Annotated in this window: 15 protein-coding genes; 7 read left to right on the top strand and 8 right to left on the bottom strand. The window is 68.2% G+C overall.

Features of this window, described 5'->3' with window-relative positions:
- Positions 1-4 precede the first annotated feature (4 nt).
- Genes aroK through pilM form a run of 6 tightly spaced genes read right to left on the bottom strand, consistent with a single transcriptional unit; the run spans position 5 to position 5,445 of the window.
- Positions 5-547, bottom strand: a complete 543-nt coding sequence (gene aroK, locus BM388_RS06805) for a shikimate kinase AroK (RefSeq protein WP_089848491.1) — start codon at positions 545-547, stop codon at positions 5-7.
- Positions 547-2,601: a type IV pilus secretin PilQ gene (locus BM388_RS06800; RefSeq protein WP_089848490.1), complete on the bottom strand. Its 2,055-nt coding sequence runs from the start codon at positions 2,599-2,601 to the stop codon at positions 547-549. Before BM388_RS06800 ends, aroK begins: the two co-directional genes overlap by 1 nt.
- A gap of 60 nt (positions 2,602-2,661) precedes the next feature.
- Positions 2,662-3,192 carry a pilus assembly protein PilP gene (locus tag BM388_RS06795; RefSeq protein ID WP_245781478.1) on the bottom strand — a complete coding sequence of 177 codons (531 nt, stop codon included), beginning with the start codon at positions 3,190-3,192 and terminating at the stop codon, positions 2,662-2,664.
- A complete protein-coding gene (locus BM388_RS06790) occupies positions 3,189-3,815 on the bottom strand; it encodes a type IV pilus inner membrane component PilO (protein WP_089848489.1) in 627 nt (208 codons plus the stop codon). The genes BM388_RS06795 and BM388_RS06790 overlap by 4 nt, the downstream gene beginning before the upstream one ends.
- Complete coding sequence (locus tag BM388_RS06785; RefSeq protein WP_089848488.1) at positions 3,812-4,387, bottom strand: PilN domain-containing protein; 576 nt, start codon at positions 4,385-4,387, stop codon at positions 3,812-3,814. Before BM388_RS06785 ends, BM388_RS06790 begins: the two co-directional genes overlap by 4 nt.
- Positions 4,384-5,445 (bottom strand): type IV pilus assembly protein PilM, encoded by a 1,062-nt coding sequence (gene pilM / locus BM388_RS06780; protein WP_089848487.1) that lies wholly within the window; start codon positions 5,443-5,445, stop codon positions 4,384-4,386. Before pilM ends, BM388_RS06785 begins: the two co-directional genes overlap by 4 nt.
- Positions 5,446-5,711: 266 nt before the next feature.
- Here pilM and BM388_RS06775 point away from each other — a divergent pair, with 266 nt between their 5' ends.
- Positions 5,712-8,246 carry a penicillin-binding protein 1A gene (locus tag BM388_RS06775; protein ID WP_089848486.1) on the top strand — a complete coding sequence of 845 codons (2,535 nt, stop codon included), beginning with the start codon at positions 5,712-5,714 and terminating at the stop codon, positions 8,244-8,246.
- Positions 8,247-8,351: 105 nt separating this feature from the next.
- Positions 8,352-9,119 carry a DUF481 domain-containing protein gene (locus BM388_RS06770; RefSeq protein ID WP_089848485.1) on the top strand — a complete coding sequence of 256 codons (768 nt, stop codon included), beginning with the start codon at positions 8,352-8,354 and terminating at the stop codon, positions 9,117-9,119.
- An 85-nt stretch (positions 9,120-9,204) separates the two neighbouring features.
- On the opposite strand, the gene BM388_RS06765 is transcribed toward BM388_RS06770, so the two are convergent.
- Positions 9,205-10,476, bottom strand: a complete 1,272-nt coding sequence (locus BM388_RS06765; protein ID WP_089848484.1) for a malic enzyme-like NAD(P)-binding protein — start codon at positions 10,474-10,476, stop codon at positions 9,205-9,207.
- Positions 10,477-10,739: 263 nt separating this feature from the next.
- The gene (gene rpmE / locus BM388_RS06760) at positions 10,740-10,952 is read right to left on the bottom strand and encodes a 50S ribosomal protein L31 (protein WP_089848581.1); all 213 of its coding nucleotides are present in this window, start codon (positions 10,950-10,952) and stop codon (positions 10,740-10,742) included.
- A gap of 147 nt (positions 10,953-11,099) precedes the next feature.
- Here rpmE and BM388_RS06755 point away from each other — a divergent pair, with 147 nt between their 5' ends.
- The 5 genes from BM388_RS06755 to hslU all read left to right on the top strand — a co-directional run bounded on the left by BM388_RS06755 (position 11,100) and on the right by hslU (position 17,843).
- Complete coding sequence (locus BM388_RS06755; RefSeq protein WP_245781477.1) at positions 11,100-13,343, top strand: primosomal protein N'; 2,244 nt, start codon at positions 11,100-11,102, stop codon at positions 13,341-13,343.
- Positions 13,344-13,446: 103 nt separating this feature from the next.
- Complete coding sequence (gene argS / locus BM388_RS06750; RefSeq protein ID WP_089848482.1) at positions 13,447-15,132, top strand: arginine--tRNA ligase; 1,686 nt, start codon at positions 13,447-13,449, stop codon at positions 15,130-15,132.
- Positions 15,133-15,135: 3 nt separating this feature from the next.
- Positions 15,136-15,858, top strand: a complete 723-nt coding sequence (locus BM388_RS06745; protein ID WP_089848481.1) for an SPOR domain-containing protein — start codon at positions 15,136-15,138, stop codon at positions 15,856-15,858.
- 141 nt (positions 15,859-15,999) lie between these two features.
- Positions 16,000-16,518 carry an ATP-dependent protease subunit HslV gene (gene hslV / locus BM388_RS06740; protein ID WP_089848480.1) on the top strand — a complete coding sequence of 173 codons (519 nt, stop codon included), beginning with the start codon at positions 16,000-16,002 and terminating at the stop codon, positions 16,516-16,518.
- Between the two features lie 2 nt (positions 16,519-16,520).
- Positions 16,521-17,843, top strand: a complete 1,323-nt coding sequence (hslU, locus tag BM388_RS06735) for an ATP-dependent protease ATPase subunit HslU (RefSeq protein WP_089848478.1) — start codon at positions 16,521-16,523, stop codon at positions 17,841-17,843.
- Positions 17,844-18,131: the final 288 nt, after the last annotated feature.

Raw genomic sequence — 18,131 nt, 5'->3', positions numbered from 1 at the left:
GGACTCAGGCCTTGCATTGCAGGGGATCGACCAGGCGCGACACGCGCCGCACGATCTCGTTGACCACGGCACGCGGGCCGCGACGGTCGGTGCGGATCACCACATCGGCGGTGGCGCGGTAGAGGGGGTCACGCAGCGCGAACATGTCGCGCAGCACGGCCTCCTTGTCGGGGCGCTGCAGCAGCGGTCGATTGCGATCCTTCGCGGTACGCCGCAGCTGCTGCTCCACGGTGGTGAGCAGGTAGATCACGGTGCCGCTCTCGCGCAGCACCCGACGATTCTCTTCCCGCAGCACGGCACCTCCGCCGGTGGCGATGACCACGTTTTCGTAGTGCGTCAGCTCACGGATCATCTGCGACTCGCGATCGCGAAAGCCCGCCTCGCCCTCGACGTCGAAGATCCAGGGGATATCGGCGCCGCAGCGCGCCTGGATCTCGTGGTCGCTATCGTAGAACTCGCGTGACAGTTCGGCCGCCAGAAGGCGGCCGATGGTGCTCTTGCCGGCCCCCATAGGGCCGATCAGTATCAGGTTCGGTAGTCCCTGCATCAGCGAATGGCCAGGTTGTCGTCCAGTATTCGGGGCGTGATGAATACCAGCAACTCTACCTTATCATTGGTGCTCTCGGTATAGCGGAAGAGGTTACCCAGCACCGGCAGGTCGCCAAGGAAAGGCGTCTTGAAGAGATTGCGCACCTCGTCGGTCTTGAGGATGCCGCCCAGCACCACGGTCTCGCCGCTATCGACCAGCACCTGCGTCTCGATCTCGTTGGTGTCGATGGAGGGCACGCCGTTGAAGAGCTCGCCCACGGTGTCGTTGTTGATCACCAGGTCCATGATGATGCGATTATCCGGGGTGATCTGCGGCGTCACCTCCAGCGCCAGCACGGCCTCCTTGAACTCGACGTTGGTGGCGCCGCTGGAGGAGGCCTCCTGATAGGGGATCTCGGTGCCCTGCTTGATCACCGCGGTACGCTGATTGGCGGTGATCACCCGCGGCTGGGAGATGGTCTGGCTCTTGCCCTCGCTCTCCAGGGCACGCAGCTCGAGATCGAGCAGGACATCGCCGGACAGGTAACCGAAGGCGAAGGACGTGGCGGGATCGCGATCGCCCCCCAGGTCAACGGCCAGGCCGCCGTTGTCGGCACTGCCACTAGAGGCGCCGTCGGCGTTGAGCCCATTGGTTGGATCAACCTCGTTATTGGAGAGCCCCCAGTTGACGCCCAGCTCGCGGGTGGCGCTATCGCGCGCGATGACGATACGCGCCTCGATCTGCACCTGACGCACCGCCACGTCCAGGGTCTCGAAGGTCGCGAGGACGTCGTCGATATTCTCGGCGGTATCCTGAATCAGCAGGGTATTGGTGCGCGCATCGACCGCCACCTTGCCGCGCTCGGAGAGCAGGCCGAAGCCCTGATCGCCTCCGCGCAGCAGGCGCGCCAGATTCTCGGCCTTGGCGTACTTGACCTGGACGTACTCTGACTCCAGCGGCGCTAGCGTCTCGAGCTGCTCACGCGCCTGCAGCTCGATCTGTTCACGCTGCGCCAGCTCCGCGGCCGGCGCCACCACGATGACGTTGCCCTGCTGACGGCTGGCCAGGCCGTGACTCTTGAGCACCAGATCCAGGGCCTGATCCCAGGGCACGTTCTGCAGATTGAGGGTCACGCTGCCGGTGACGCTGTCGCTGGCCACCAGGTTGAGGCCGGTGAAATCGGCGATGATCGCCAGCACCGAGCGTACCTCGATGTCCTGGAAATTGAGGGTGATGCGCTCGCCAGTATAGGGAAACTGCTCGCGGACGCGCTCCTCCTGCTGCGCCTGGGTGACCGGCTCGGCCTCGATCACCAGCTGGCGGCCGGTCAGAGTGGAGAGCATGGCGAATCGCCCCTCGCCCTCGATCTCCAGGGTCACGCCGTCGCGCCCGACGCGCGGGACGACGCGCTTGAGCGGCGTGCCGAAGTCGCTGACGTCATAGACCTGATCCAGCGAGGCCGGCAGCCGAACATCGCGCAGGTCGGCGATGATGCGCTGGCCGCTCTCGCGCACACGCGCATCCACGCCGGAGCGATCGAAGGTGACGACCAGCCGTCCCGCGCCGCCATCGCCGCGGCGAAAGTCGATGTCCTGAATACTGGGCTCGCGGTACGCCTGGTTCGATGGCTGGGTCGATGGCTGGGTCGACGACGCCGTCGTCCGCGTGGAGGGAGCCTCGGCCGGCTGAGCGGCCCCGCCGCCGATGGAGAGCAGCAGGCGATCTCCCTGCTGACGGGTGTCGTAGGGCAGGGGCCCCTCCAGCTCGAAGACCAGCCGCGTGCGCGACCCCGCCTCCAGGGCCGTGACTCGCTGGACGCCACCCATGCCGAGCTCCTCGCGGCGGCGCTCCAGGGCGCTGGCCGTGCCCATCAGGTCGATGGTCAGGCGAGCCGGCTCGTCGAGACGATAGCCACGCACCTCGGGCACCGGTCCGCTGAAGTCGAGCGCTATCTCTACGCCTCCGTCGCTGGCTTGGTGAAAGGCCAGGTCGGTGAGGGTGGAGGCCGCCACGGCAACCGTGGAGACCGCCAGCAGCGCCACGATGGCGAGACCACGAATCATCGCATGCATTGTTCCCTTCTCCCTGCGGACCCCGGCCAGCCACCCGTCCGGTGGCATGGCATGAATGTGTTATGCGCCCTCACCCAGGGCGATCTGCCTGGAGCGCTCCTGCCAGGTATTGTTTTCCAGCACGGTCTCCACCAGCACCAGAGAGGACTCGGTGATGCTCACGATGCGCCCGTGATCGTGGCCCATGTAGTCGCCGACCCCCACTCGATGGACCTTGCCGCCGGGCCCGCGCACCAGCGCCGACGGCTTACCGCCCACCGTCAATATCCCCACCAGATCCAGCTCGGCAAGATCGTAGGCCTCGAGCGGCGCTCGCGGGCGATCCGAAGAGGGTGCCAGGTCGCCGGCCTGCGGAGCCACTCGCCGATCCTGCATGCGATGCGGGACGAAGGGGCTGCGAGCCTCGTTGCCAACGTACGACACCCGATCGATCGGCGGAATGTCCGGGAGGTCCAGCTGGGGCACCTCCCCCGGATTCGCTCGCACCTCGACCAGCCGCTGTTCGAGTTGGCGCAACTCAGGATCCGCGCAGCCAACTAACAGCCCCATGCCGACGGCGAGAAACGCGTATCGCAGACTGATACGGGTCACGGGGCCTCCTCGTCGGGCTGGCGGTAGCTGTAGGTGCGGGCGAGCATGGAGAGCTGCAGTTGCTGGCCCTGCGCTTCCTCGACGGGCTCGAGCGTCAGATCATGCTGGGTGACGATGCGCGGCAAGCCGGCGACCGTGGTCAGAAATTTCGCGATGCTGTGATAGCCGCCCTGCACGCGGATATCGAACGGCTGCTCGAGGTAGAACTCCTGGGCGACGGGACTGCGCAGGCGGATGAATTCGATGGAAAGCTGGTTACTGATCGCCGCTTCGCTGATGTTATCGATCAACGACGGCACCTCGGCATCCGTGGGCAGCATCTCGCGAAGATCGCCCATGCGCTCATCGAGCACGGCCATCTCTTCACGCATGACGTCTAGATGCGCCGCCTGCGCCGCCTTGCTTCGATAATTCCCGATCAGCCGCGCCTCTTCCGCCCTGGCCTGCTCCAGCGCCTCGGCCTTGGGCGCCCCCAGATACCAGTACATGCCTGCCAGGGTCAGACTCAGCGTCAGCACGCAGCAGATCAGCTGCAGCAAGAAGGGCCAGCTACCGGCCTCCTTGATATCCAGCTCGCCCCAGTCGACGCTTTTCAGTCGGCGCCACTCATCTGCCCACCTCATGGCTCTCCCCCCGGCGCGTCATCGGGCGCAGACGGCAGGTGCTGAGTGAGGCTCAAGCTGAAACGCCGAAGCGCTCCCTCCTGCTCGACTTCGACCTCGGACAGCACTGGCCGAGAGAGGGAGGCCGCCGCATCCAGCGCCCGCAGCTGGTCGGAGACTTGCCGATTGTTCTCGGCCACGCCGGTCATTCGTAGCGTGTCTCCCTGTCGATCGAGCCCGGTGTAATGCACCCCGTCGACAAGGCTATCCACCAGGTCGTTGAAGACGTGAACGGTCTGCGCGCGCCCGGTCTGGAGCGCCGTGAAGACCCGCACCTGGGACTCCATGGTTTGTCGAATCTGCTCCAGCTCGCTGATTTCGCGTATCGCGGCGTCGAGCTTCTGGGCTTCGGCCGCGACGAACCGATTGCGCTCCTGCTGAGCACTCAAGCGCTGATCGTAGTGCCAGGTCATGCCGTAGCCGCCGCCCAGGCCGACCAGCGCGCTCAGCGCCAATGCCAGGGTGAATCGCTTGCCGCGACGAGCGCGCATCTCCTCCCGCCAGGGGAGCAGATTGATCTCGATGGTGGTCATTTACCCACCCTCATCGCCAGGCCGCAGGCGGTCAGCATGGCCGGGGCATCACCGGCCAGGGTCGGCACGTCGATCCGGGCGTTGACCTTCATGCGGCGAAAGGGATTGGCGATCACCACCTCCATACCACTCTCTTCGGCCAGCCGCTCGGCCAGGCCCGGCAGCACGCTGGTGCCGCCGGCCAGGATCATGTGGCGCACCTCCTGCTTGCGCCCGGCGGTATAGTAGAGCTGCAGCGAGCGTCCCACCTGCTGAACCAGGGTATCGAGGAAGGGATCGAGTACGCTGCGCTGGTAGTCGTCGGGCAGGCCGCCACGCTTCTTGGCGAGCCCCGCCTCCTCGAGGGTCAGCCCATAGCGGTTCTGGATCTCGTCGGTCAGCTGGCGGCCGCCGAAGACGGTGTCGCGGCTGTAGGTGACGCGCCCGTCGCGCAGCACCTGAAAGGCGTTCATGGTGGCACCGATGTCGACCAGCGCCACGCACTCTTGCTCGCCACCCTCCGACGGCAGCTGATGGCGAAGCTCCTGAAAGGCGCGCTCCACGGCAAATGTCTCGACGTCGACGGCCGCCGGGGTGAGTCCCGCCTGCAGCACCGCGTCGGTCAACTGGTTGACGTCCTGCTGGCGACAGGCCACCAGCAGGACGTCCTGCTGATCACCGTAGCGTGAATTGAGGCCGAGGCGCTGGAAATCGAAGGCGACTTCATTGAACGGAAACGGAATGTGTCGGTCCGACTCGAGCTGGATGCGCGTCTCAATCTCGCCATCGTCCAGCGAGGCGGGAAAGGACAGCACCTTGGTGATCGCGGCACCGGCCGGCACGGCCACGGCGGCGTTGCGGCTGCCGGGCCGGGCATGATCCACGGCCCGTCTGAGGGCGTCCACCACGGCCGGCATGTCGCGGATCCGCCGCTCGATCACGGCGCCCTCGCGCAGAGGCCGCACGGCGTAGCTTTCCACCTGATAGTGGCCACCCGCGCGCTTCAGCTCGATGACCTTGACGGTAGCCGAGGTGATATCGACACCGATCAGTCCCTTACCGGGTGCTCTTAGTCGCATCGTGTGCCATGCCCCTGCCTGATCCGTGCGTTCTTCCGCTTACTATGATGATTCATTTCAAACCGGGCCATCACGCATGATAATCGTCATGCCCAAGTGCGTAATCGCACATTACATGATATTGCCGAATCTCACACGATCAGCGGTGTCGCCAGGCGTCAACGCTGGTGACCTCTCCCTCGTCTTCCTATAATGGCCGCCGCGAGGGAAGGCCCATTGCATCGCCACCACTCCGCCCCCGTTCCCAGCATGGATACCGCATTTTCATGAAGTTTCTTAGAACCCTGGTCGTTTCCGTCCTCTGGCTGCTGGTCTCACTGTCCGCCGCCGGCGTGCTGGGCGTGGTGGGTGCCGCGCTCTACTTCGCCCCCGGCCTGCCCGACGTGCGCCAGCTGCAGGGCTTCGAGCTGCAGACGCCGCTGCGTATCTTCACCCGCGACGGCAAGCTGATCGGCGAGTTCGGCGAGGAGCGCCGTACCCCGGTGGAATATGCCGAGATCCCCGAGGAGCTGATCGACGCCCTGCTGGCGGCCGAGGACGCGACCTACTTCGACCATGCCGGCGTCGACCCGAAGGGCCTGCTGCGGGCCGCGGTGGAGCTGGCGGCGAGTGGCGGCGATATTCAGTCCGGCGGCTCGACGATCACCATGCAGGTGGCGCGCAACTATCTGCTCACGCTGGATCAGACCTTCACCCGCAAGATCCGTGAGATCCTGCTGGCGCTGCAGATGGAGCAGATCCTCTCCAAGCCGGAGATCCTCGAGCTCTACGTCAACAAGATCTATCTCGGCAATCGGGCCTACGGTATCGCGGCGGCCTCCGAGGTCTACTACGACCGGCCACTGAGCGAACTGACCCTGGCCGAGAAGGCGATGATCGCCGGCCTGCCCAAGGCGCCGTCGGCCTTCAATCCGCTGGCCAACGCCGAACGCGCGCTGATTCGCCGCAACTGGATCCTGTTTCGGATGCGCGAGCTGGGCTACATCCACGAGGCCGCCTACGAGGAGGCCGTACAGGCGCCGGTCACCGCCCGCCGCCACCTGGCCCAGGTCGAGGTGGAGGCCGACTACGTGGCCGAGATGGCGCGCCAGTTCGCCATCGAACGCTATGGCGACCGGGCCTATACCGGCGGCTATCGCATCCACACCACCCTGGACAGCGAGCTGCAGCCGCTGGCCGGGCGCGCCCTGGCGAACGGCCTGATCGAGTACGATACCCGCCACGGCTGGCGCGGCCCGGAGCAGACCGACATTCCGCGCAGCCTGGCCGAGGCCCAGGAGCGCACCGACCGCGAGGGGCTCGAGGAGGAGCTAGCCGAGTCGCCGGAGATCATGCAGACCGCACGGCGCGCCGCCGAACGCAGCCAGACCGAGATCGAGGGCATCGAGGGCGACGTCAGCAACTGGCTGCAGGTGCTCGAGCGCACGCCCGCCTTTGGTCCGCTCAAGCCCGCCATCGTGGTCGAGAGCGAGGGCCGCGAGATGCGCGTCCTGGCGCGCGGCGGCAGGCTCATCACCCTGCCCTGGAACGGTCTGGAGTGGGCGGATCCCTACTTGAGCCCCTACAGCCGCGGCACGCCACCGAATTCGGCCGACGACATCGCCGAGCGCGGTTCGCTGGTGCGCATCCTCGAGAACGAGGACGACAGCTGGCGGCTCTCCCAGCGCCCCGAGGCCGAGGGCTCGCTGGTGGTGATGGAGCCCGACACCGGCGCCATCCTGGCCCTTCAGGGCGGCTTCGACTTCGACGCCAGCAAGTTCAACCGCGCCACCCAGGCGCGCCGACAGGCCGGCTCGATCTTCAAGCCGTTCGTCTACCTCGCGGCGATCAACAGCGGCGAGATGAACCCGGCGAGCGTGGTCAACGACGCCCCGGTGGTACTGCAGGACGGCAGCGACGAGCTGTGGCGCCCCTCCAACTCCAGCGGCGACTTCCTCGGCCCGACCCGACTCAGGACCGCCCTGGCACGCTCGCGCAACCTGGTCACCATTCGCGTGCTGCAGTCGCTGGGCCTGGAGCGCACCATCGAATTCCTCGAGGGCTTCGGCCTCGATCCCGACCAGCTGCCGCGCGGCCTCTCGCTGGCGCTGGGCAGCGCCAGCTTGACGCCGCTGGAGATGACCAACGCCTATGCGGTGCTGGCCAACGGCGGCTTTCAGGTCTCCCCCTGGTTCATCGACCGGGTAACCCGTGGCGATGACGAGGACACCTCCGTCGTCGACGAGGCCTCGCCGCGCGTCGCCTGCCGCGACTGCAGCGACGGTCAGATCATGGTCGAGCGCGACGGCGAGACCTACGAAGTAGCGCCCCGCGTGGCCGACCCGGCGGCCGTCTATATCCTGCGCGACATGCTGCGCGACGTGGTCGAGCGCGGCACCGCGCGCCGCGCCCTGGCCCTGGAGCGTGGTGATATCGTCGGCAAGACCGGCACCACCAACGATCAGCGGGACGCCTGGTTCGCCGGCTTCAACAGCGATCTCGTGGCCACCACCTGGGTGGGCAAGGACAACAACGAGAGCACCGCCGAGTACGGCTCGCAGGTCGCCCTGCCGATCTGGATGGACTTCATGGGCCAAGCCCTGAACGGGCAGCCCGAAAGCTGGCCAGAGCGGCCCAGGGGCGTGGTGAGCGAGCGAATCGACCCCGACACCGGTCGTCGCCTGCGCGAAGGACAGAGCGGCGGCATCGAGGAACTGTTCATGGTCGACCACCTGCCCGGCTTCCAGCCACGCCGGGTCGAGCAGGAGGTCGAGCGCGAGAGCGGCTCCCAGGGCACTGGCGCCTACGAGGCCATCTTCTAGGCCGCCACCGCCTCTCCGCTTCGGGCGGCCGCCAGGCCGCCCCACCCTTTGCATCGACGGCGCCCTGTCGGCAGACGACGACAGCGGCACCCCCAGAGATTGACCATGTCGTACCCATCCTCCTCCTTCCGGCTGCCTCGTTGGCTAGCCTTCGGTGGGCTGCTGGCGATCGCCGGCGCCTCTCAGGCCAGCCCCTTCTACGCGCCGCCACCCCCGCCCGAGGAGCACCCTGAGGGACTCACCGGCAGCGCCGAGCTGGGCTATACCCACCTGTCGGGCAACACCAACAGTCAGACCTTGATCGCCAAGGGCCGACTCACCTGGCTGACGGGAAGATGGACGCACACCCTGCGCGGCGAGGTGCGCAACGTCTCCCGCGACGGCGAGACCAGCGCCGAACAGTACCTGGTCGCCGGCCGCGAGCGCTTTGAGCTCGAGGGGCCCCACTACGCGTTCGGCTTCGCCCGCTGGGACCGCGATCGCTTCAGCGGCTACGAGCAGCAGTTCACCGCCATCGGTGGCTATGGCCGCGACCTGCTCGACGACGCACGTCAGCAGCTCTCGCTGGAGGCCGGACCGGGCTATCGCTACGATCGCATCGTGGACAGGGAAGACGAGTCGCTGGGCGTGGTCTACGGCGCCCTGGCCTATGCCTGGGACTTCTCGGAGACCGCCAGTCTCGGGCAGGAGCTCTCGGTGGAAGCCACCGACGCCAACGTCACCTCTCGCTCGCTGACTTCGCTCACCGCGCGCCTCAACGCCCACCTGGCCCTGAAGCTTTCCCACGAGATCAAGGACACCTCGCGCCCGCCCGAGGACGCCGAGGCTCGCACCGATCGCACCACCTCGGCCTCCCTGCTCTACAACTGGTAGACCGCATCCCGGCAGCCCATTGCCCAGAAACGACGACGCCGGCCCGAGGGCCGGCGTCGTCATGCAGCGCGGAAGCGTCGGCGGCTCAGATGCCGTAGACGTCCTCAGCGGAGCGCAGCGGATAGTGGGAGGGATAGGGCTTGCGCGCCACCCCGGAGTCGACCGCCGCCTGGGCCACGGCCGCCGGCACCCGCTCCAGCAGGCGGATGTCTACCGGGGTGGGGATGATGTAGTTCGGCCCGAAGGTCATCTCGTCCATCTCGTAGGCCTCCAGCACCGCCTGGGGCACCGGCTCGCGGGCCAGATCCTTCAGCGCATGGACGGCGGCGACCTTCATCTCCTCGTTGATGCGGGTGGCGCGCACGTCGAGGGCCCCGCGGAAGATGAATGGGAAGCCCAGCACGTTGTTGACCTGGTTCGGATAGTCGGAGCGACCGGTGGCCATGATCACATCCGGGCGAATCTCGCGGGCCAGGTCGGGATGGATCTCGGGATCCGGGTTGGTGCAGGCGAAGACCACCGGGTTGGGGGCCATGCTGCGGATATGCTCGGCGCTCATCAGGCCGGGGCCGGAGAGGCCGACGAAGACGTCGGCGCCGTCGATGGCATCGGTCAGGGTGCGCTTGTCCGTCTCCACGGCGAACATCGCCTTGTACTGGTTCAGGTCCTCGCGGCCGCTGTGGATCACGCCCTTGCGGTCGAGCATCACGATGTTCTCGGGATGCGCGCCGCAGGCGACCAGTAGCTTCATGCAGGCAATGGCGGCCGCGCCGGCGCCCAGGCAGACGATGCGGGCGCTGTCCAGCGACTTGCCGGCGATATCCAGGGCGTTGAGCATGCCCGCGGCGGTGACGATGGCGGTGCCGTGCTGGTCATCATGGAAGACCGGGATGCTGCACTGCTCGACCAGCGCCTGCTCGATCTCGAAGCACTCGGGCGCCTTGATGTCCTCGAGGTTGATGCCACCCCAGGTATCGGCGATGCGCGCCACGGTGTCGATGAAGGCCTGCGGGCTCTCGGCATTGACCTCGACGTCCACCGAGTTGATGCCGGCGAAGCGCTTGAACAGCACGCCCTTGCCCTCCATCACCGGCTTGCTCGCCAGGGGACCCAGGTTGCCGAGCCCGAGGATGGCGCTGCCATCGGAGATCACCGCGACCAGGTTGCCCTTGCCGGTATAGAGATAGGCGTTCTCCGGATCATTGGCGATCTCGCGCACCGGCTCTGCGACCCCGGGGCTGTAGGCCAGGGACAGGTCCCGAGCGCTGGCGGTGGGCTTGGTGAGCTCCACCGAGAGCTTCCCGGGGAAAGGTTTCGCGTGGTAATCCAGCGCCGCCTGCTTCTTCGCGTCCGTCATGCTGAGAGTATCCGGTAGCCGATGATGGGCCAGCTAGTGTATACAAGAATTCCGGAGCCCTCAACTCACACAATATCCAACCCGTTCCCGCCTCGTTTGAAGACGTTTCCGGCCATTTGTCGAAACTTATGGCTGAACGCTCCAACCATAACGTTTTCCTTATCGTGGCGACGGCACGGGCAGCTGCCGCCGTTGGCAGGGCCAGACACGAAGAAACCCGCCTCGGCGGGCGGGTTTCTCGAGTCAGCGATGTGCCGGTCGGCTCAGCGCTTGATAGCGGCACCGAAGCGCTTGTTGAAGCGCTCGACGCGACCGCCGGTGGTCGCCTGCTTCTGCTTGCCGGTGTAGAACGGATGGCACTGCGAGCAGACGTCCAGCGAGAAGTCGTGGCCAGAGGTGGAGCCGACCTCGAAGGAGGCGCCGCAGGAGCAGGTCACGTTGACCGCCTTGTAATCCGGGTGGATACCTTGTTTCATCTTGAGCCTCACGAAGCTGTATGCCGCCACCTGATCTTCTGCCAGGCACCGCATACGGGTTGTCTGTACATGCGAACCGGTTACCGCCAGGCACCCAAGGTGTCCGCAGCGGCGAAGTATTCTAGCAGAGCCGACGCCGGAGGCCAATTGCCCGATTCCCCCCATCCCCCCGCGCCCCGGGTGCTCGGCGTGGCGGTGCCCTCGCCGCTGCGCCGCCTGTTCGACTACCTCCCCGGCCGCGCCGCGCCCCCCGGCGGCTGGCAGCCAGGGTTGCGGGTGCGGGTACCGTTCGGCCGGCGCAGCGTCGTCGGCGTCGTGGCGGAGTGCCGCCACACCAGCGAGCTGCCGCTCTCGCGCCTCAAGCCGGTGGACGCCTGCCTCGACGAGGCGCCGCTGCCGGCCGACTGGCTGTGGCTGTGCCGCTTCACCGCCCGCTACTATCAGCACGCCCTCGGCGACACCCTGCAGCAGGCCATGCCAGTGCTGCTGCGCCAGGGGCGCGCGCTGGCCTCACGCACCCGCGAGCGCTGGTGCGTGACATCGGCGGGCGAGCAGCACGAACCGCCGGGCCTCGCCCGGGCGCCTCGCCAGGCCGAGCTGCTCGCCATGCTGCGCCAGCACCCCCACGGCCTGGCCAGTCAGGCGATCCTCGCCCAGTCGTTCACCCGCGAGCAGCTGCGCGCGCTGGTCGACAAGGGCCTGGTGGTGCGCCATGAGGAGCCGCTCTCGGCCAGCGCGCCGAGCGACGACGGCCAGCTGCTGGCCGAGCCCGCCCTCCCCCTCAACGGTGAACAGGCCGCGGCGCTGGGCGCCCTGCACGAGCGCCTCGACGCCTTCCACCCCTGCCTGCTGCATGGCGTCACCGGCAGCGGCAAGACCGAGGTCTACCTGCAGCTCATCGAGGCCGTCATCGGGCGTCACCGCCAGGCGCTGGTGCTGGTCCCCGAGATCGGCCTGACGCCCCAGACCCTGGCGCGCTTTCGCAGCCGCTTTCGGGTGCCGGTGGTGGCGCTGCACTCGGGGCTCACCGACCACGAGCGCCTGGATGCCTGGGAGGCGGCCGCCAGCGGCCGGGCCCCGATCGTCATCGGCACCCGCTCGGCGATCTTCACGCCGCTGGAACGCCCGGGAGTGATCATCGTCGACGAGGAGCATGACGGCTCCTTCAAGCAGCAGGACGGGCTGCGCTACCACGCCCGCGACCTCGCCGTGGCCCGCGCCCACCATCACCGCATCCCGCTGCTGCTGGGCACGGCCACGCCGTCGCTGGAGACCCTGCAGCGCGCCCAGGCCGGCGACTACCGTCACCTGCGCCTGACGCGGCGCGCCAGCCGCTATGCCCCAGCACGCCTCGAACTTACCGACCTGCGCGGGCGCCAGCGCCGGGCCGGGCTGATCCCGCCGGTGATCGAGACCATCGGCGAGACGCTGGCCGCCGGCCATCAGGTGCTGGTCTTCATCAACCGCCGCGGCTTCGCCCCGACGCTCGCCTGCCACGCCTGCGGCTGGCTGGCCGAGTGCGACCACTGCGATGCCCGCATGACCCTGCACCGCCAGCCGCCGCTGCTGGCCTGCCACCACTGCGACCGCCGCCGCGCCCTGCCTGACGCCTGCCCCGAGTGCCAGAGCATCGACCTGCGCCCGCTGGGCAGCGGCACCGAGCGCACCGAGGAGACCCTGGCGGCGCTCTTCCCCGAAACGCCGGTGCACCGCATCGACCGCGACAGCACCCGGCGACGCGACGCCCTGGAGCAGGTGCTCGCCGAGGTGCGCCGCGGCGAGCCCTGCCTGCTGGTGGGCACCCAGATGCTGGCCAAGGGCCATCACCTGCCCCATGTCACCCTGGTCGTGGTGGTCAACGCCGACGCCGGCCTCTATGCCAGCGACTTCCGGGCACTCGAGCACAGCGCCCAGCTGCTCGAGCAGGTGGCGGGACGCGCCGGCCGCGCCGCCCATCCCGGCCGGGTGCTGGTGCAGACGATGCATACCGACGACCCGCACCTGCGCCTGCTCGCCGATGCCGGCTACGACGCCCTGGCCGCCCAGCTTCTCGACGAGCGCCGGGCTGCCCAGCTGCCACCCTTCCGCTTCCTGGCCCTGCTGCGCCTGGAGGCGCCCAACGAGGCGGCCGTGGTCGAGCTCGGCGGCCTGGCGGCCGAGGCGCTGCGCGCCTGGCTCGTCGAGCGCGGCCTCGAGGTCGACTGCCTGGGACCGGTGCCGGCGCCCATGGAGCGCCGCCAGAACCGCTATCACCTGCAGCTGATGCTCTCCGCCGAGCGCCGCAGTCGGCTCCACGAGGCCGGGGCCTGGTTGATCGCCTGGCTGGAGGCCCGCCCCGAGGCCCGGAGGGTGAGATGGTCGCTGGATATCGATCCGCAGACACTGGCCTGACGCCACACCTTTAAAGCCCGGCGCCGATTGCCGATAATGGCGCCCCAGACTCGCCCGGGCGGTCGCTTCGCATCGCCCACGCCACAGGACACCGGACACTTCCATGAAAGAGACCATCATCGCGCTGCTCGAGGGCGCCCTGGACAACCTCCGGCAACAGGGCGTCGTGCCCGCCGAGATCGCCCCCACCATCAAGGTCGATCCGACCCGCGACAAGGCGCATGGCGACTACGCCACCAACCTGGCGCTGATGCTGGCGAAGCCGGCCGGGAAGAAACCCCGCGAGCTGGCCGAGACGCTGGTCGCCGCGCTGCCCGAGAGCGACGCCGTGCAGAAGGTCGAGATCGCCGGCCCCGGCTTCGTCAACTTCTTCGCCGCCACCGACGCCGCCGCCCAGGTAGTGCGCCAGGTACTCGAGGCCGGCGACGCCTTCGGCCGAAACCTGGCGGGTAAGGGCCAGAAGGTGCAGGTCGAGTTCGTCTCCGCCAACCCCACCGGCCCGCTGCACGTCGGCCACGGCCGCGGGGCGGCGATCGGCGACTGCATCTGCCGGCTGCTGGAAGCCACCGGCCATGACGTTACCCGCGAGTTCTACTACAACGACGCCGGTGCCCAGATCGCCAACCTGGCGCGCTCGGTGCAGGCGCGGGTGCAGGGCATCGACCCCGACGACGCAGGCTGGCCCGAGGACGGCTACCGCGGCGGCTACATCATCGACGTCGCCAACAGCTATCTGGCCGGCGAGACCGTTCATGCCGACGACCGCCACGTCACTGGCGCCGGCGACCCGGACGACCTCGAGGCCATCCGCGATTTCGCCGTGGCCTACCTGCGCCGCGAGCAGGACCTGGACCTCAAGGCCTTCGGCGTCGAGTTCGACGTCTACTTCCTTGAATCCTCGCTCTACGAGCAGGGCAAGGTCGAGGAAACGGTCGAGCGTCTGATCGACAAGGGCCACACCTATGAACAGGACGGCGCCCTGTGGCTGCGCACCACCGACTTCGGTGACGACAAGGACCGCGTGATGCGCAAGTCCGACGGCCAGTACACCTACTTCCTGCCCGACGTCGCCTACCACCTCGACAAGTGGCAGCGCGGCTTCACGACGGTGATCAACGAGCAGGGCGCCGACCACCACTCCACCGTGACCCGGGTGCGCGCCGGCCTCCAGGCCCTCGAGGCCGGCATCCCGAAGGGCTGGCCCGACTATGTGCTGCACCAGATGGTGATGGTCACCCGCTCCGGCGTCGAGGTGAAGCTCTCCAAGCGCGCCGGCAGCTACGTCACCGTGCGCGACCTGATCGACGAAGTGGGGCGCGACGCCACGCGCTTCTTCCTCGCCGCCCGTCGCGCCGACTCGCAGCTGACCTTCGACATCGACCTGGCCCGTTCGCAGTCCAACGACAACCCGGTCTACTACGTGCAGTACGCCCACGCCCGAGTCTGCAGCATGCTGCGCAAGGCCGACGCCGAGGACCAGGCGTTCGACCATGAGCTCGCCATGGCCCATCTCGCCCTGCTCGACAGCGATCAGGAGAAGGCGGTGCTCAACCGTCTGGCCCGCTACCCCGAGGTGGTCGCCCACGCCGCCGCCGCCCACGAGCCGCAGCAGATCGCCCAGTACCTGCTCGACCTCGCCGCCGACTTCCACACCTGTTACAACGCGGTGAAGGTGATGGTCGACGACGACGACGCGCGCAACGCCCGCCTGGCGCTGGGCCTGGCCACCCGCCAGGTACTGCGCAACGGCCTGGACCTGATGGGTGTCGGCGCGCCCGAGGAGATGTAAGCCATGGCCACCCGGAAGCAGCCCGCCAAGAAGCGCGGCGCCACCAGCACGCCCCGCCGCCGCGCCGCTCCGCCCCCGCGCCGCGGCGTGCCGGGATGGCTGTGGGGACTCATCGGCCTGGTGGCCGGCTTCCTGCTGGCCCAGCATCAGCACGGCACCGCGCCCTGGCAGGACGGCGATTCGCCGCTGGCGGAAGTGCTCTCCCAGCCGGAGGGCCGCCAGGCGCCCAAGGAAGAGGCGAGCGCCGAGACGCCCGACGAGCCGCCGATGCCGACCTTCGAGTTCTACACCCTGCTGCCGGAATCCGAGGTGATCGCCCCGGGCGGCAAGGTGCCGAGCTCCACGGCGACCCCGCCACCGCGCCCCGAGCCGACGGCCCCCGAGCCGACCGCAGAGACCTCCGACGACGACCCCATCGCCCGGGTGATCGCCGCCAACATGGAGGCCGATGGCGCATCGCAGCCGGCCACAGCGAGCGCGGACGGCGATGCCCGCTTCGTATTGCAGGCCGCCTCCTTCCGTGCGGCCAGCGACGCCGACCGGCTGGCCGGTCGCCTCAAGGACTTCGGCCTGCTGGCCAAGATCAGCGAGGTCAAGACCGGCGGCGGCGACACCTGGCACCGCGTCCAGGTCGGCCCCTACAGCGATCGGCGCGAGCTCAACCGCGCCCAGGACCTGATGACCACCCAGGGCATCGAGCCGCTGCTGATCCAGCTGCAGAACTGACGCGCCCGCCGCGGAGGCACGACCAAGGTTGAATTCCGCGCCACCCGCCCGCACTTTCCCTTGAGTTCACCCCGGCGCCTCGGTCCGACCGAGGCGCCGCCAGTCATCGGGAGTTTTTCCATCCCCCAAGGAGTCCCCTCCATGACCACGATCGTTTCCGTGCGCCGCGGCGACCAGGTGGCGCTGGCCGGTGACGGCCAGGTCTCGCTGGGCAACACCGTGATGAAGGGCAACGCCAGCAAGGTGCGTCGCCTCTACCATGGCCAGGTACTGGCCGGTTTCGCCGGCGGCACCGCCGATGCCTTCACCCTCTTCGAACGCTTCGAGGCCCAGCTCGAGAAGTACCAGGGCAACCTGGTCAAGGCCGCCGTGGAGCTGGCCAAGGACTGGCGCACCGACCGCGCCCTGCGCCGTCTCGAGGCGCTGCTCGCCGTGGCCAACAAGGACGCCTCGCTGATCATCACCGGCAACGGCGACGTGGTGGAGCCCGAGCGCGGCATCATCGCCATCGGTTCCGGCGGCAACTACGCCCTGGCCTCGGCCCGCGCCCTGCTGGAGAACACCGACCTGCCCGCCCGCGAGATCACCGAGAAGTCCCTGGCCATCGCCGGCGACATCTGCGTGTTCACCAACCACAACGTCACGCTGGAAGAGCTCTGATCATGACCCGGATGACCCCCCGCGAGATCGTCCACGCCCTGGACCAGTACATCGTCGGCCAGCAGGACGCCAAGCGCGCCGTAGCCGTGGCCCTGCGCAACCGCTGGCGGCGCATGCAACTCGACGGCGAGCTGCGCCACGAGGTGACGCCCAAGAACATCCTGATGATCGGCCCCACGGGCGTTGGCAAGACCGAGATCGCCCGCCGCCTGGCCAAGCTGGCCGGCGCGCCCTTCATCAAGGTGGAGGCCACCAAGTTCACCGAGGTGGGCTACGTGGGCCGCGACGTCGAGTCGATCATCCGCGACCTGACCGAGGCCGCCATCAAGCTGGTCCGCGAGCAGGCCAAGAATGAGGTCGGGCATCGCGCCGAGGACGCCGCCGAGGAGCGCGTCCTCGACGCCCTGCTGCCGCCGCCCCGCGGCCAGGAAGACGAGCCGCGCCAGGACAGCTCGACCCGCCAGCTGTTCCGCAAGAAGCTGCGCGAAGGCCAGCTCGACGACAAGGAGATCGACATCGAGGTCACGCCGCAGGGCCCCGGCGTGGACATCAACACCCCGCCGGGCATGGAGGAGATGACCAGCCAGCTGCAGAACCTGTTCGCCGGCATGGGCAAGCAGAAGAGCGAGACACGCCGCGTCGCGGTGAAGGACGCCCTCGGCCTGCTGCGTGACGAGGAGGCCGGCAAGCTGGTCAACGAGGACGACATCAAGAGCCGCGCCATCGAGGCGGTGGAGCAGAACGGCATCGTCTTCCTCGACGAGATCGACAAGGTGTCGAAGGGCAGCGGCCAGTCCAGCGGCGGCGAGGTCTCCCGCGAGGGGGTGCAGCGCGACCTGCTGCCGCTGATCGAGGGCTCCACGGTCTCCACCAAGTACGGCATGGTCAAGACCGACCACATCCTCTTCATCGCCTCCGGCGCCTTCCACCTGTCGCGCCCGTCGGACCTGATCCCCGAGCTGCAGGGCCGCCTGCCGATCCGCGTCGAGCTCAACGCCCTGACACCGGACGACTTCCAGCGCATCCTGACCGAGCCGTCCGCCGCGCTGACCAAGCAGTACCAGGCGCTGCTCGCCACCGAGGGGCTCGAGGTCGCCTTCACCGAGGACGGCATCGCGCGCATCGCCGAGATCGCCTGGAAGGTCAACGAGGGCACCGAGAACATCGGCGCGCGCCGCCTGCACACCGTGATGGAGCGCCTGCTCGAGGAGGCCTCCTACGCGGGCGGCGACTTCGGCAGCCCGCTCTCGATCGATGCCGCCTACGTCGACTCCCAGCTCGGCGAGCTGGCGATGGACGAGGACCTGTCGCGGTATATCCTGTAAGCCCGGCCCTGGTATGGATTGACCTGTCAAGGGCTCGGTTGTCTCTTCAGTGCATGCGGTTGTCCTCAATGCCTACGGGTCAGGAAGCGAGGGGCTATCAGCGACGGTGGATCTCTCTGGTATTCGTGGGTTGGGTACCGACCTGTCATCACTTCGTCGCGGAGCTACCCTGCTCTACGCTCGAGGGTCACCCTGCCCCGGAGGGCGGGAGCCTCATAGGACCGCCAGGGGTTCTCCTACCGGCCCGACGCTCCCTGACCCGCAGGCACTGGGACACTGCCGTCATGT

Origin of the sequence: Halomonas saccharevitans (assembly GCF_900116405.1) — a bacterium.
GTDB lineage: Bacteria > Pseudomonadota > Gammaproteobacteria > Pseudomonadales > Halomonadaceae > Halomonas > Halomonas saccharevitans.
Note: the sequence above shows the minus strand (reverse complement) of the source record. Positions and strands in the feature narration are given on the sequence as shown.